We start from the raw sequence: 13,403 nt of genomic DNA, 5'->3' as shown, positions 1-13,403 counted from the left end.
AAAATGATATAATATATGCATGGATGTCATGACGAATGTACCATTGAAGCAGTATACGACTATGAAATTAGGCGGCGCAGCGCGCTATATGGTGGCCGTAGATTCTGCCAGCGATGTTGTAACTTTATATCGGAATGCCCGAAAGGAAAATCTGCCTATTTTTGTGCTGGGTGGCGGCAGTAATGTCATCACACGCGACGAAACATTTGAGGGAATCGTTCTGTTGAATAAGATCAAGGGGTTTGAGGTTATTGCTGATAATGACGATACGACAGATATCAAGATTGGTGCGGGCGAAGTTTGGGATGAAGTTGTCGAACGGGCTGTTGGCCTGGGGCTTCAGGGGGTTGAGGCTATGTCGGGAATTCCGGGAACGGCTGGTGCTGCGCCGGTCCAGAATGTTGGCGCTTATGGTCAAGATATTTCCGATACTTTAGTTAGTTTAGAAGCATACGACTCGAAGACTGATTCAATTGTGACGATTTCTGTTGATGAATGTGATTTCTCTTATCGCAATAGTATTTTTCGTGATAGTCAAAAGGGTCGTTACTGTATTTTAAATATTACTCTAAGATTAAATAAAGCAGAACCAAGGCCGCCATTTTATGCTTCGCTACAAAAATATATTGAAGATAATGATATTCGTGAAGTTAATTTGTCGGTAATTCGTGTGGCGGTGCTTAATATTCGCTCGGAAAAATTGCCAGATCCGGCTGAGATACCTAGCGCAGGCTCTTTTTTCAAGAACGCTTTGATCGAAAAATGGCAACTGGAGCAATTGCAAAAAGAATATAGTGATGTACCAAATTATGCTATGTCTGACGGAAGATATAAAGTGCCAACGGGCTGGCTGATTGATAGAGCTGGCCTGAAAGGTTTTGCTAGTCATGGCATGAGGGTTTATGAAAAAAATGCCCTGGTGCTGGTCAATGATTCGGCAACTGGCTATGGTGATTTGGCAGCAATTCGTGAGCAAATTATTCAAACGGTGTATGATAAATTTGGCATAAGAATTGAACAAGAACCGTTGGAACTTTCTTTGTAATAAGCATAGGCTTTTTTGTAAAACTGCGCTACAATATTGAATATGAATCGTAGGATGGGTGGTTATACGTTAATCGAGTTGGCGGTAATTATTGTAGTCGTGTCAATTTTAGCGGGCCTCACCTTTGTTGGTGGTGAAAGATTTTTAAATCTCACTAAAAGAGAAAAACAGCGAGCTAATATTTCCGAGCTATCACTAAAGCTGGAGAGGTATTATAAATATAACAATACAAGCGGCATCGGGCATGAATATCCGTCGTGTGGTGATTTAATCAGGAATTTTTCGTCAATTGTAGGAAACGATTCTTTGAAGAAGGAAATGATAAAGTGTAGCCGTAGTGACTGGGCTGGCGGAAATAACGGTGAAATATTATATGAAGCCTCAAATATTGATGGACATGACTGCGCTAAGCCAGTATCTGGCGCGCCATCTGATATAGTTGCAGCAACTTGCGTCAGGCATAGTATCACGTATAAAGATTTGTCCACTGGGGCAGAAAAAAAGGTGGATAGCATATGGCGCGACTAGTAAATAAAAGCGAGGGCTTTACAATAGTTGAAGTGGCAGTGACGCTGGTTGTCATTGGTATTTTTATGGTTGTCATATTGAGTATGCAGGCTCAGGTCAGTACAATTTCAGTATTGAGTGCGCAGCAAACTAAGGCTAGCTTTTTAGCCTACAATAATATGCGCCGTTACGCGAATGATTCTCCGCCCTCATGGTTTAAGTGTAGCTCTGATCCATCTAGTACTAGATATAAAGTCATGGAAAAAACGGAGATGATTGATGGTCTGCCGGGTATGGTGAGACAGGAGGTGTATGCTTCAGCGCCGTATGGATGTAAGGATGTCAGTAGCGGTAGTGGTGGCAAGTCTAGCCTAGGTATGCCGGTTAAGGTAGAGTCAATAGTAGAATATGGATTGCCATCTTCTGGGTCTGGCAGTGGAAGAAAGGTGACACATGCAACATATGCAGCATTCTAAAGAAAATGGCTTCACAATAACCGAACTAGTATTAGTAATGGTAATTATTGCCATGGTCGTCGGCGTCTTTGGCCAGATGTTGGTGTCATCAAATCAAAGCGCTTCTATTAGTCGGGCTAGGGTTGATATTAACCGCAATCTTCACAACTCCATGGATGCAATTGAAACTGATGTACGGCAGGCAGTGCGATTTAAGGCCAGTGGCTATGACGGTTATGATACGTTCGCTGTAGATAGGAGTTTTTCTGGAGCTGGGCATAGCTGGAGCTACATGAATACACCATACGTCAACGGGACAAATAGGGTCCTGATATTGCTACAGTATGCGACCACTATGGGACATGGTGCGGACTCGAGGCAGATTGTTTATCTAAGAACTCCAGTCGGCGACTGTGCGGCTAATAAGACTCAGCAGCCTAAGTATAAAAAAATAATAATATATTTCTTAAATAACGGAGAATTGCATAGGCGTACTATCTATAACGACATGATTGACCCTTATGGCCATCCATATTCGGGTTCTGCTGGTAATTATTTCTGTATGAATAATGCAGAGGCTAATAAATTTAAAGACCGAGCTATGAAGGTTCATCAAGATTCAATTTTAGCAACCGGCGTTTCTGAATTCGAAGTTGAGTATTACGAGGGAAAAACGAAAATACCTGGTCAACATGATGTGGGCCAAAGCTACCCAGGGATACTTGATTCTGCTGATAACGTAGTAGTTACTTTAAAATTACAATCGCCAAGTAAACAGATTTCTGAATCACAAACATTAACTATACGAAAGATTAATAACTTATGATACGAAAAAAAGACGGTTACTCCTTGGTGCTAATCGTGCTTATGAGTACCTTTATATTAGTGGTTTTGGCGGGTGCTATGAGAGTTGTGACGCAGTCATATGTCTATTCGCAGGAGGAATATTATTATAAATTAGCGCAAGAAGCTGGCGAGGCTGGTACAGCATACGCCAATGCTTGTCTGGACGCTAATAATGCAGAGCAATCATGGGCTCCAGCTGCCGGCAGCGCAGGTCTACTTCGTCCGGAAACTGACTGTTTGGGGGCGGTAAAGTTTAGTGGTAATAAATATGTATTTGAAAATGGTAAATTGCGAACAAATTTTGAGGTTGGTAAATTAGAGGCTTCGACTAAAGCGTCAGCACTGTCAGCCGCTACTGCTCAGATTTCCGCTATTGGTAGAACTGAAGTGATGAGCGGTAGCAGAGTAATAAAAACCTATACAGTTATTGTCAAAAAGTCTGTCACTTGGCCGGCTGATATCGACGCAACGCGCACAGTGAGTGGCACTAACCGCACCTGTGCTATTTTATCAAACAACATATGGTGTTGGGGTAAAAATAACATGGGTCAATTAGGGGATGGAACTACCAGCGACTCCAATATTCCAGTGAAAGTTCGTTCTATTGGTGACATGAAATATGGAAAGATTATTGATATATTTACAGCACAGCACCACAGCTGCGTTTTAACCCAGCTGGGCAGTAATAAAAAAGTATATTGTTGGGGTGATAATAGGTCCGGACAATTGGGCAATAGTGATTTTGGGAGTAGCTATTCTGCGGTACCGATTGAGATTAAAGTTGTTGGCACGGCTGCAATCTCGGATTTTTCTGGAAATAAAATTAGCGCAATTGGAGGGACGGGTGATACTTCGTGTGCTATCGCATCAGGTAAGGTGTACTGTTGGGGTGGAAATGACAGAGGGCAATTGGGCTACGGTAGTCCGGGTAGTCCTGGCTATAGCGCAGCACCAGCGATGATTAATTCGGGCGGACCCAACAGGATTCCTAATAATTATTCCGCCACTAAGTTGTCGACTGGCGGATCTCGTTCGCGGACTATGTGTGTTATAACTACCGAAAAAAGGGCTTACTGTTGGGGGCAGGCTAAGTTTGGACAACTGGGTGTTGGCCCAATAGCTAGCGATAATTATAGTCTAGCTACTCGAGTTAAGGGGTTGGAAGATGTGGCTGATATATCTCAGGATGGATATTGGTGGACAAAAGATCCTGATTACGTAACTCACACCTGCGCTATCGCTAATGCGGGTAGGGTGTATTGCTGGGGTGGTGCTGGGCTTGGGCAATCTGGATCTCCGGGGGGCGGCAATCCTAGAAAGCATCTTCAGCCGGCGGAAGTCCATGGTTTACCTGGAACGGCTCTGCAGGTTGAGGTTGGTATTTCTCATTCTTGCGCCTTAATGAATAATGGCGGAAAAAGGGAAGTGTATTGCTGGGGGAATAATGAGATGGGGCAATTGGGGGCGAACAAGGAATATAATAATCCCCCCAGCGGAATTAGATGGACATATGGACCTATTAAAGTTGAGGAGGGACTGCCCGCAGGAGAGAGGATCGTTAGAATGTCGGCTGGAGCGAACCGCGGTTGTGCGATTATGACAAATAAACGGTCTTATTGCTGGGGATTGAATGATAATGGGCAGATTGGTGACGGAACCAATATAAACAGGATTAGTCCGACAGAGTCATTATTCCTTCGTCCGGTCCAAAATCGATACGTATATTAAAAACGCTTGCGCTTTTAAATACGTTGTAGTATTATCAAATTACAAATCAAACTAACACAATTTAGGGGGCACATTATCGTGACTACAAAGAATATTAAAAATCAAGGTTTTACGCTCGTTGAGCTTTTGATTGTTATCGTGATTATTGCGATTTTGACAGTTGTTTCTTTGGTTGCATACAACGGTTTGCAGAACCAGGCAAAGACATCAGCTGCTAAATCCACAGTTGACTCAGTGGCTAAGAAAGCTGAACTGTACAACACTGAAGAAGGTAAGTATCCAGAGGATATCGCAAAATTAACTACCGCAGACACAAAGAAGTCTTACTACATTGCTGCAGCCAATGTTACTGAATTAGGTTCTGGTACTTTTGGTTCAAGTACTCCAACTACAACAGTTAAATACACTAAGTGTGGTACCGGCGACCCAACAGGCGCGAAGATTGAATACTACGACTACAGTAAGAATACTGTTGAAACTCGCATAGTTGGTACTGGCTGTTAATTAGCTATGTATCAATAAAAAACTCCGGTCATAGTGCCGGAGTTTTATTATGTTTTAGGAATTAGATAGCGCTTAATGTTTGACAGAAATGTTTGACTTCTTGGCGGAGTTTGTTTAGTCTCTCTTCGCTGTCACGATGATTGATTGCCTGTTTCATCCATTCGGCTATTTTTTCCATATCCGCCTCTTTGGCTCCGCGTGTGGTAACGGCGGGAGTTCCTAGGCGAATGCCGCTTGGTCGAAAGCGTGTCAAACTGTCATTTGGTATAGCGTTGGCATTTAGGGTTAGGCCTATCTTATCCATAGCAATTTCTGCCTCCTTACCGTCAATTCCAAAACTGCTGTAAATATCCGCCAAAATAAGATGGTTGCTGGTACCGCCAGTAACCAGTTTAAAACCTCGTTTTTGTAGCTCTTCTGCTAGCTTTTTTGCGTTCTTAACAATTTGCTCAGCGTAATCTTTGAATTCTGGCTGCAGTGCCTCACCAAACGCGACGGCTTTAGCGGCTATGGTGTGCATGTGTGGGCCACCTTGTGTGCCGGGGAATACAGCTCTATCAATCAACGTCGGTAGATTCTCGAGAGTTTTTTCTGGCTTTTTCAGTGGGTTACCGACAACGCCACGGCTGAGGATTAAACCGCCACGCGGACCGCGTAAGGTTTTATGCGTGGTGGTGGTAATTACATGAAAACCGTAGTCGAATGGATTTTTAGCAACGCCACCGACAATCAGCCCGGCGATATGGCTCATGTCTGCCATCAGCATGGCGCCAATCTCATTGCCAATTTCGGCGAATTTTTCATAGTCTAATTCTCGGGGGTACGCTGAAAAGCCAGCTAAGATAATTTTTGGTTTATGCTTTAACGCTAATTGCCGAATCTCTTCATAATCAATTTCACCAGTTTCTACATCCTTAATGCCGTAGCGAATAAAATTATACTCGCGCGCACTACGAGTTACGGACGCGCCATGCGTCAAGTGTCCGCCATGCGCCAGGTCCATCGCCAGAATGGTGTCGCCTGGCTCACACCACGCGTAATAGACGGCTTCGTTGGCCTGGGCTCCAGAATGTGGCTGAACGTTAGCGTGATCAGCTCCGAATAGTTGCTTGGCGCGGTCGATTGCAATTTGTTCAATTTGGTCAGTGTTTTCTTGCCCGCCGTAATAGCGGCGTCCAGGATAGCCCTCAGAGTATTTGTTGGTAAAAACGCTACCTAGCGCTTTCAGAACGTCTGATGACACATAATTTTCACTAGGAATTAATTCCAGTCCGTCTGTTTGGCGGATTTTTTCTGCTTTTATAAGTTGCTCAATTTGCTTATCTTTCATGTATGTGCCTCCAATAATATCCATTATATCATTGCCTGTATATATCATTAGTGATATAATCTACGCATGATAAAAGATAAGTATCTTCAAAAAATCGGCAATTTAATTGCTGAAAATCGCCAAAAGCAAGGGTTAACGCAGACGCAGTTGGCTGAAGCAATTGGTACATCTCAGAGTGCCATTAACCGGATTGAAAACGGTGGTCAGAATATTAGCATTGAAATGATTGCTCGTATTAGTGAAGTGCTTAATAATAATATCGTGACTGTAAATCATTCCGGAAAAATGAATTTTAGAGTGTCTGGCGGAAAAAAATTGTCTGGTGAGATACGGGTTAAGACGAGCAAAAATGCTGCAGTGGGACTCCTTTGTGCAAGCTTGCTCAATAAGGGTAAGACAACCCTCAGGAAGGTGGCACGAATTGAGGAAGTTAATCGGATTATTGAGGTTCTAAATTCAATTGGTGTTAAAACTCGCTGGTTGAACGGTAGTGATTTGGAGATTATTCCCCCTGCTAGGCTAAAGCTGGAGGATATGGATATTGCCGCTGCTAAGCGTACGCGTACGGTGATTATGTTCCTAGGCCCACTACTTTACCAATACGAGGATTTTAAGCTGCCGTTTGCGGGCGGCTGTAACTTGGGTAAGCGCACAGTGGAGCCCCACTTGAGCGGGTTAAGGCATTTTGGCATGAGTGTAACGGCAGAAACTGATTATTATCATGCAAAAACCAATGTCCATTCTGGCGATCGGACGATTCTTTTAACGGAGCGTGGCGATACAGTAACTGAAAATATTATTATGGCGGCGGCGCTTTCTCCAGATACGACTATCATTCGCAATGCTAGCCCAAATTACATGGTTCAGGATGTTTGCTTTTTCTTAAAGAAGCTGGGTGTAAAAATAGAGGGAATTGGAACGACGACTCTAAAAATTACAGGACGTAAACGAATTAGAAAAAACTTGGATTATTATCCAAGTGAAGATCCAATTGAGGCGATGAGTTTTATTGCAGCTGGCGTGGTGACAGACTCAGAAATTACTATTCATCGTGCACCAATTGAGTTTTTGGAAATTGAGTTAGCTACGTTAGCAGAGATGGGTCTTAAATTTGAGCTGAGCGAGGAATATCTGGCCGACAATGGACAGACTCGTTTGGTGGACATTATGCTGCATCGTTCCAAGCTCCAGGCCGCCAAAGACAAGCTGCACGCTTTGCCGTTTCCTGGAATTAATATGGATAATCTGCCGTTCCTGGGGCTTATTGCAACGGTTGCTAAAGGTCGTACGTTGGTGCATGATTGGAGCTATGAAAACCGAGCAATTTATTTCACCGAGCTTAGCAAGTTGAACGCGCAAATTGAACTAGTCGATCCGCACCGCGTTTATATCACTGGTCCAACAAAATGGAAGTCTGCTGATGTTGTTGCTCCATCAGCGCTTCGTCCGTCTGTTGTTATATTACTTGCGATGCTGGCGGCGCCAGGCGTATCTATTCTAAGGGACGTGTATTCAATTAACCGTGGCTACGAAGAACTGGCTGCTCGCTTAAATTCTTTGGGTGCTGAAATTGAAGTAGTTATTGAATAACAATTTGCTTAATAGAGGGTTCTTTTTTGGGCTGAGCTTGCGCTTTGGGAAATATAAATTTTAGATAATCCTTCATCATCCTGGCGCCAGAAATTATTGGTAAATAATTATTTAACTGGTGACGTATATGTTTTTCCAGCAGCTGATCATTTTTCACTATGGCTGCAGCTTTATGCATATTAACGTATAGTGATGAGACCTCAGCCTCATAATTTTTACCAGATACTTCCAAGCAGGCGATTGGTTGAATATCTGCTACGCCGCCATCGTTCGTGGAAATAAGTATTTTTAGGTTAGCAATGTCTTTTTCCCATGATGTCCCGCAGGCCTCTAGCCCGACAATAGGTATATTTATGGCGATGTCAGATCCGATTGCTAAGGCCCGTCCTAATTCTTCATCGTAATCTTGGATGTAATGAACTCGCTCACGCAGAACTGGATCTTGATCAATTAATTTTAGGACCTCTAACAGTTTTTGGTACATAGTCACGTCGCCCTGGTGGACTTTTCCTGTCAGTATGTAATGTGCGTTGTGATTGATGAGAATTTGCCTTAGTGCGTCGGGGTTTTCGAATGGCATGTAGGGTCGTTTATAATTGGTGAATCGTCGCTTAAAATCAAATAATATTGCATTTTCTGGGATCTGTATGGATCTGCCGTACTGATCCTGGCGTTTTAATAAAACTCGATTGAGCTCTTTACGCCCCAGCTTTTTTAGATATCTTATATCGGCACTGTGAATGAGGTTCAGTCGCTGAGAAAAATCATCTGTAGGTAGGCCAAATTTATCTATGATATTGTTATTGTGATATGTCTGAAGAATTTCTGGCAGTGTCCACGTTTCCAGGTCGATGCCGTTGGTGATGGCGTGAAACTTGACCTTGTCGTTGTTGCGGTCGCGGAAATTTGCCACGCGGGCGTGCAGTTTGCTGACGCCATTTTTGGCTTCGGTCAGCTCAATTGCCAGCAAATTCGGTCGCAAACGGTCGTTACGAAATTGCTCCATCAGCCAGCAGCGCACCGCGTTGCTTTTGAGATTTGGCAGTACTAATTTTTCAAATTGTGAGCGGTGGAATTCTGGCTCAGCCGCTTGGAGTAGGGTGTGGTTGGTGTAGAGTGTATGTTTGCGGACGTAGACGATTGCTTCGTACAAGTTCATGCCGTTGGCACATAGTTCATTCAGCCGCGCCAATGCTGCAAAAATTGTTGCGGTTTCGTTGAGCTGAATGACGGCTGGTTTGATGCCGAGTAGCTTTAGAGCTTTATAGCCGCCAAACCCGAGCGCAACTTCTTGGTAGAGTCGGTGATCGCCCGAGCCTTCACCTTCGTACAATTGTCCAAAGTTTGGCTCTGAGATAGTAACAAACTGAGTCGAACCAAGTGCCTTTTTGAAGATGCTCAAACTAGCGTCGGGAAAACCACGTGAACTGATGGACACGTCGTCGATATACTCAAAACCATAGTCTTGTGGTGAGACAGTTTCTGAAAATTCTTCCTGCTCTAAGTTAGTAATTTTTTGGTGCGATTCGCTGCGATAAAATGGCGTGACTACTACAAATGGCACGTCTAATTTTTCGGCCACCCGCCGTGTGTCTGCCGCCAGCACGCCCAAGCCGCCACCACCTTTGATGCCGTTGGCTTTGTCATAAATCTCCATTGTCCAGTAGATGTAAGGCCTGGAATCAGACAGCTGATGCGTCAAACTACTGCGCTCAATGATGTCATAAAACTCAGAGGCATCTTCGATGTCGTGTGGTCGGTATTTTGGTTTTTCTGTGTAAAAATATGGATCCATGATGCCCTTTATGGATGGGAATTATCTTAAAATTGGTGCGGGTGCGGAGAATCGAACTCCGATCTCAAGTTTGGAAAACTTGCATACTAGCCGCTGTACTACACCCGCAAGCTTGCACTATTGTAGCAGAAAGATGCTATAATGTGAATACGCCCTGATAGCTCAGCTGGATAGAGCAGAGGACTTCTAAGCCTAAGGTCGTAGGTTCGAATCCTACTCGGGGCGCCATTTCATATAACAATAGGGGGTATATGGATGCAAGTCGGAAACCGCAAATGACGCGGGAAATGGTAATGAGATTATCTGGCCCCAGGAATGGGTCAATTGATGGACTTAAAGCGTATGGTTTGACGGAGCGGAGCTTAAAAGCTAATCGCCAAACGAATTTAGATCGGCGATATGTCAAAAACTACCGAGCCTCCATGGTGGCTAATAGTTCGGCTGGAGTAAGACGGTTTGGTGCAGAAATAGGGGCGGCATCTGGAGCTGGCGCGAATAATAGTAGTCCAAGTCTAGCTGGCGGAAATCGTCAGATTAATAGTACTGCTTTGGGAAGGGGTGGCGGCGAATCTTTGGCAAATTCTCGTCAATCATTTAATGCGGCAAGTTCGCAGACGGTTTTTCGTGAGCCGCCTTCTCGTGGGTATAATCCATTTAGCTAAATAAAAAATCCTCACTTCGTGTGAGGTTATTTTTTGGAGGGCCAGGAGGGGCTCGAACCCTCGACACCCTGCTTAAGAGGCAGGTGCTCTAACCAGCTGAGCTACTGGCCCACGATTTCATTATACAACAATCAATAAAAATGTCTACTATTTTACCGTAAAAATAATTTTTGGTACTAGCAAATTGCTGTAAGGCTTGGGGCGAATGATGGGGTTCGAACCCACGGCCTCCGGAGCCACAATCCAGCGCTCTAACCAAACTGAGCTACATCCGCCATAGACCAAGCTTTTTGAATTATAACACATACTATATCTGTACTCAAGATAGTAAAATTGCTATACTTAAGCTAATGAAAGAGCTAAATGGTTCAGAATTAGCCGGCTTTATTAAGGAGCGGCAAGCAAAGCAGGTGCGTGCCTTGAGGCAAGCTTGGCATATTCAACCGCGCCTGGCAATTGTGACGGATACCGAGAACCCCGTTATTGAAACTTACATGCGTTTGAAGCAGCGATACGGTGCGGATATTTTGATTGATGTGGAAATTCATCGGGCGGAGGCGAGTCAGGTTTTAGCTGTGATTGACGCGCTAAATAATCGTGATGACGTTCAGGGGATAATTTTACAACTGCCAATTAGTAATCCTCAACAAACTGAGGAGCTGCTGGAGATTATTCGGACAGACAAAGATGTCGATGGTCTGTGTCGTCAGACGGATTTTCAGGCGGCAACACCGACAGCTATTAATTGGCTGTTGGCTGGCTATGGTATTGATCTTAAGGGCAAAAAAATTGCGATTGTTGGGCGAGGTCGTCTGGTCGGGGCTCCTTTAGAGAAGATGTGGCTGAAATCTGGTATTGACGCTACGGTGCTTGAAAAAGGAGATGATTTATCGCAGTTGATTAACTATGACGTTGTTGTGTCTGCAACTGGTGTTCCGGGTTTAATCACTGATCAGATGGTTAAGCCAAAAGCGGTGGTTGTTGACGCGGGGACAGCTTCGGAAGATGGGAAAATAGTGGGTGATGTGTCGGATGAAGTGCGACTGCGTGAAGATATTTTAATAACTCCGAAAAAAGGTGGCGTTGGTCCGCTGACAGTATCGGCTCTGTTTGATAATTTAATTACGGCGTGTTTAAAGATTGCTAATCAGGCTAAAAATTAGGGATTATTCTTTATAGCAGATTTGACTTGCTCAGCGACTTGGCGCGGCGTAAGATTAGCTTTTACGATATAGCTGTGTATGCCTAGTTTTTTCAATTCGCGCGGTGCCTCTTCTTCGCCCAAATTAGTCAGGACAATAACGGGAATAGTTTTCCCCCAATCCTTAGACCTAATGTGTTTTAAGGCTTCTGTGCCATCCATCTCTGGCATTTGTAAATCCAGCAGAATAATATCTGGTTGGAATTTTTCGACAACTTCTATACCAATCTGGCCGTTGGCCGCCAGGCGGACTTCAAATCCATCTGACTCAAATTTCATTCGGTACATCTGGCTGATGGTTGGGTCGTCTTCAATGATGGCAATTTTTATCATGCTCTAAGTATAGCATAATAATTATGGTATAATTTTTGACATGGAAAAATTTGGGAATAATTGTGGCGGTCGCGAGTTTGTTGATGGGTTTGACGTCGAAGCTAATGAAAAAATAAATAGAGAAATTGTAGACCTCAGGGCTCAAGGATATAAAGTTCGGGTGGGCGAAAAGAACGGTCCTGCATATGATAATCCAGAGAAGATTGAAAAAGTATATAGCTATCTGGAAAGAGGCGGAAGAGAATTAAGAGAAGTGCGAAACAGGTTTATTCGCAGTAATATGGGTGGCGCTGCAGTTGCTGATGTTGTGAGTAAAATTCCTTTTATAAGTAAATTGGCGGATAGTTGGAATAAAGAGCTTGATGGATTCTTAGAGCCTTACCGTGATGAGTTGCTGTACGGCGAGGAAGAGACTGACGCTCAGCCGTGGCATAAGCAGCGTGGCTCAGCTTCAACGTTCTTGTCAATTGGGCTGGCATTTTCTTTGGCAGTTATAGAGGGTGGCAAGTTGGCCTTTCCGGGCAGATATCCAACAATGAGCGGTCCAATAGACGAATCGTTATTTGACGAGAAGATTGACGGCATGCCGTTGAGATACATGATGATTAAAGCCGAAGTGGCAAATCACGATAAAACTCAACAAGAAGCGACGCAAGCGGTAGATGAGAGAATCAATAACGTCCGCGAATTCATCAACGCGCCAGTGACGCCAAAATTTGCTGAGGTTATTAAATATTGCATGGATTCGCTGGGTATCCGTGAGCGGGGAGATTTGGTGAAAAAAATAACCATTGATCACATATTGGATATTGATGTGCGAAATGAGAATCGGTCAATTGACGATATGCTAGTCATGAGCTTTGGCTGCGGAACCGGACTGCCGACCCTGCAGATACTAAAAGAACTAAAAGAAGAAACTGGTCAGGCTCCAACAGCTATTCTGATTGATCAAGATCCGCTGGCTTTAGCGGCAGCGCAGAATCTAGCAAAGAAAATGGGCCTGGAAAATAATGTGGAGATTCATTGTCATAGGCTTTTTAGTAAGTTTGGGCGTCCGTTGGGGCTGAAGAAAGTTTTAAAAGGTCGGCAAGTAGATGTTATGGAGGATTCTGGATTGCGCGAGTATCTTCCTGATATGGTGCATAAAAAATTAACGGAGGAATCTTGGGGATTCTTGCGAGATGGCGGCCTAATGATTACCGGCAATATGAATGCAAATCGTCCGCAAAAAGATTTTCTCCATGGGTTAATGGGTTGGACACCAAACGTAATCATGCGTCCAATTGCCAGAAGTCTTAAATTACTTCAAGCGGCTGGTGTATCAAAGGACAATATTACCGCAAATATTACCGCAAGTGGTGTTTACTCAGTTTTTGCAGTTGAAAAACCAGATAAAATGCTATAATA

The 13,403-nt window shown here is 43.8% G+C and carries 13 protein-coding genes and 4 tRNA genes; 11 read left to right on the top strand and 6 right to left on the bottom strand.

Features of this window, described 5'->3' with window-relative positions; genetic code table 11:
• Window positions 1-19 precede the first annotated feature (19 nt).
• From murB to TM074_RS02990, 6 genes are all read left to right on the top strand, one after another.
• Window positions 20-1,045, top strand: coding sequence for a UDP-N-acetylmuramate dehydrogenase (gene murB / locus TM074_RS03015; RefSeq protein WP_369000227.1), 1,026 nt, complete (start codon window positions 20-22; stop codon window positions 1,043-1,045).
• A 42-nt stretch (window positions 1,046-1,087) separates the two neighbouring features.
• The gene (locus TM074_RS03010) at window positions 1,088-1,573 is read left to right on the top strand and encodes a type IV pilin protein (protein WP_369000226.1); all 486 of its coding nucleotides are present in this window, start codon (window positions 1,088-1,090) and stop codon (window positions 1,571-1,573) included.
• Window positions 1,561-2,028: a prepilin-type N-terminal cleavage/methylation domain-containing protein gene (locus TM074_RS03005; protein WP_369000225.1), complete on the top strand. Its 468-nt coding sequence runs from the start codon at window positions 1,561-1,563 to the stop codon at window positions 2,026-2,028. Before TM074_RS03010 ends, TM074_RS03005 begins: the two co-directional genes overlap by 13 nt.
• A complete protein-coding gene (locus TM074_RS03000) occupies window positions 2,015-2,833 on the top strand; it encodes a type II secretion system protein J (RefSeq protein ID WP_369000224.1) in 819 nt (272 codons plus the stop codon). Before TM074_RS03005 ends, TM074_RS03000 begins: the two co-directional genes overlap by 14 nt.
• Window positions 2,830-4,581, top strand: a complete 1,752-nt coding sequence (locus tag TM074_RS02995) for an RCC1 domain-containing protein (RefSeq protein ID WP_369000223.1) — start codon at window positions 2,830-2,832, stop codon at window positions 4,579-4,581. The genes TM074_RS03000 and TM074_RS02995 overlap by 4 nt, the downstream gene beginning before the upstream one ends.
• Window positions 4,582-4,659: 78 nt before the next feature.
• Window positions 4,660-5,085 carry a type II secretion system protein gene (locus tag TM074_RS02990; protein WP_369000222.1) on the top strand — a complete coding sequence of 142 codons (426 nt, stop codon included), beginning with the start codon at window positions 4,660-4,662 and terminating at the stop codon, window positions 5,083-5,085.
• Between the two features lie 61 nt (window positions 5,086-5,146).
• On the opposite strand, the gene glyA is transcribed toward TM074_RS02990, so the two are convergent.
• The gene (gene glyA / locus TM074_RS02985; protein ID WP_369000221.1) at window positions 5,147-6,415 is read right to left on the bottom strand and encodes a serine hydroxymethyltransferase; all 1,269 of its coding nucleotides are present in this window, start codon (window positions 6,413-6,415) and stop codon (window positions 5,147-5,149) included.
• Window positions 6,416-6,484: 69 nt separating this feature from the next.
• On the opposite strand from glyA, the gene TM074_RS02980 reads away from it, so the two are divergent.
• Window positions 6,485-8,005 carry a helix-turn-helix domain-containing protein gene (locus tag TM074_RS02980; RefSeq protein ID WP_369000691.1) on the top strand — a complete coding sequence of 507 codons (1,521 nt, stop codon included), beginning with the start codon at window positions 6,485-6,487 and terminating at the stop codon, window positions 8,003-8,005.
• Here TM074_RS02980 and TM074_RS02975 read toward each other — a convergent pair.
• Together TM074_RS02975 and TM074_RS02970 are read right to left on the bottom strand one after the other, a co-directional pair.
• The gene (locus TM074_RS02975) at window positions 7,995-9,800 is read right to left on the bottom strand and encodes a glycogen/starch/alpha-glucan phosphorylase (protein WP_369000220.1); all 1,806 of its coding nucleotides are present in this window, start codon (window positions 9,798-9,800) and stop codon (window positions 7,995-7,997) included. The two genes, TM074_RS02980 and TM074_RS02975, sit on opposite strands and share 11 nt — an antisense overlap.
• Before the next feature lie 33 nt (window positions 9,801-9,833).
• A tRNA-Gly gene (locus TM074_RS02970) sits at window positions 9,834-9,908 on the bottom strand.
• A gap of 43 nt (window positions 9,909-9,951) precedes the next feature.
• Between TM074_RS02970 and TM074_RS02965 the strand changes: the two genes are divergently transcribed.
• Together TM074_RS02965 and TM074_RS02960 are read left to right on the top strand one after the other, a co-directional pair.
• Window positions 9,952-10,028 (top strand) — tRNA-Arg (locus TM074_RS02965).
• 23 nt (window positions 10,029-10,051) lie between these two features.
• A complete protein-coding gene (locus TM074_RS02960) occupies window positions 10,052-10,462 on the top strand; it encodes a hypothetical protein (protein WP_369000219.1) in 411 nt (136 codons plus the stop codon).
• A gap of 34 nt (window positions 10,463-10,496) precedes the next feature.
• Here TM074_RS02960 and TM074_RS02955 read toward each other — a convergent pair.
• Both TM074_RS02955 and TM074_RS02950 read right to left on the bottom strand, forming a co-directional pair.
• Window positions 10,497-10,573 (bottom strand) — tRNA-Lys (locus TM074_RS02955).
• A gap of 86 nt (window positions 10,574-10,659) precedes the next feature.
• A tRNA-His gene (locus TM074_RS02950) sits at window positions 10,660-10,737 on the bottom strand.
• 75 nt (window positions 10,738-10,812) lie between these two features.
• Here TM074_RS02950 and TM074_RS02945 point away from each other — a divergent pair.
• Window positions 10,813-11,625 (top strand): tetrahydrofolate dehydrogenase/cyclohydrolase catalytic domain-containing protein, encoded by an 813-nt coding sequence (locus tag TM074_RS02945; protein ID WP_369000218.1) that lies wholly within the window; start codon window positions 10,813-10,815, stop codon window positions 11,623-11,625.
• Here the strand turns inward: TM074_RS02945 and TM074_RS02940 are convergent.
• Entirely contained in the window at window positions 11,622-11,996 is a 375-nt protein-coding gene (locus TM074_RS02940; RefSeq protein WP_369000217.1) for a response regulator, read from the bottom strand. The genes TM074_RS02945 and TM074_RS02940 overlap by 4 nt on opposite strands.
• Before the next feature lie 40 nt (window positions 11,997-12,036).
• Between TM074_RS02940 and TM074_RS02935 the strand changes: the two genes are divergently transcribed.
• A complete protein-coding gene (locus TM074_RS02935) occupies window positions 12,037-13,401 on the top strand; it encodes a hypothetical protein (protein WP_369000216.1) in 1,365 nt (454 codons plus the stop codon).
• Window positions 13,402-13,403: the final 2 nt, after the last annotated feature.

Source organism: Candidatus Nanosynbacter sp. TM7-074 (genome assembly GCF_041006295.1).
In the GTDB taxonomy this organism is placed as follows: Bacteria; Patescibacteriota; Saccharimonadia; order Saccharimonadales; family Saccharimonadaceae; genus Nanosynbacter.
This window is presented reverse-complemented; position numbering and strand designations above follow the sequence as displayed.

Coding starts and splice junctions, on each gene's coding strand:
- murB (WP_369000227.1), top strand. CDS start 20: ATGGATGTCATGACGAATGTACCATTGAAGCAGTATACGACTATGAAA.
- TM074_RS03010 (WP_369000226.1), top strand. CDS start 1,088: ATGAATCGTAGGATGGGTGGTTATACGTTAATCGAGTTGGCGGTAATT.
- TM074_RS03005 (WP_369000225.1), top strand. CDS start 1,561: ATGGCGCGACTAGTAAATAAAAGCGAGGGCTTTACAATAGTTGAAGTG.
- TM074_RS03000 (WP_369000224.1), top strand. CDS start 2,015: ATGCAGCATTCTAAAGAAAATGGCTTCACAATAACCGAACTAGTATTA.
- TM074_RS02995 (WP_369000223.1), top strand. CDS start 2,830: ATGATACGAAAAAAAGACGGTTACTCCTTGGTGCTAATCGTGCTTATG.
- glyA (WP_369000221.1), bottom strand. CDS start 6,415: ATGAAAGATAAGCAAATTGAGCAACTTATAAAAGCAGAAAAAATCCGC.
- TM074_RS02975 (WP_369000220.1), bottom strand. CDS start 9,800: ATGGATCCATATTTTTACACAGAAAAACCAAAATACCGACCACACGAC.
- TM074_RS02960 (WP_369000219.1), top strand. CDS start 10,052: ATGGATGCAAGTCGGAAACCGCAAATGACGCGGGAAATGGTAATGAGA.
- TM074_RS02945 (WP_369000218.1), top strand. CDS start 10,813: ATGAAAGAGCTAAATGGTTCAGAATTAGCCGGCTTTATTAAGGAGCGG.
- TM074_RS02940 (WP_369000217.1), bottom strand. CDS start 11,996: ATGATAAAAATTGCCATCATTGAAGACGACCCAACCATCAGCCAGATG.
- TM074_RS02935 (WP_369000216.1), top strand. CDS start 12,037: ATGGAAAAATTTGGGAATAATTGTGGCGGTCGCGAGTTTGTTGATGGG.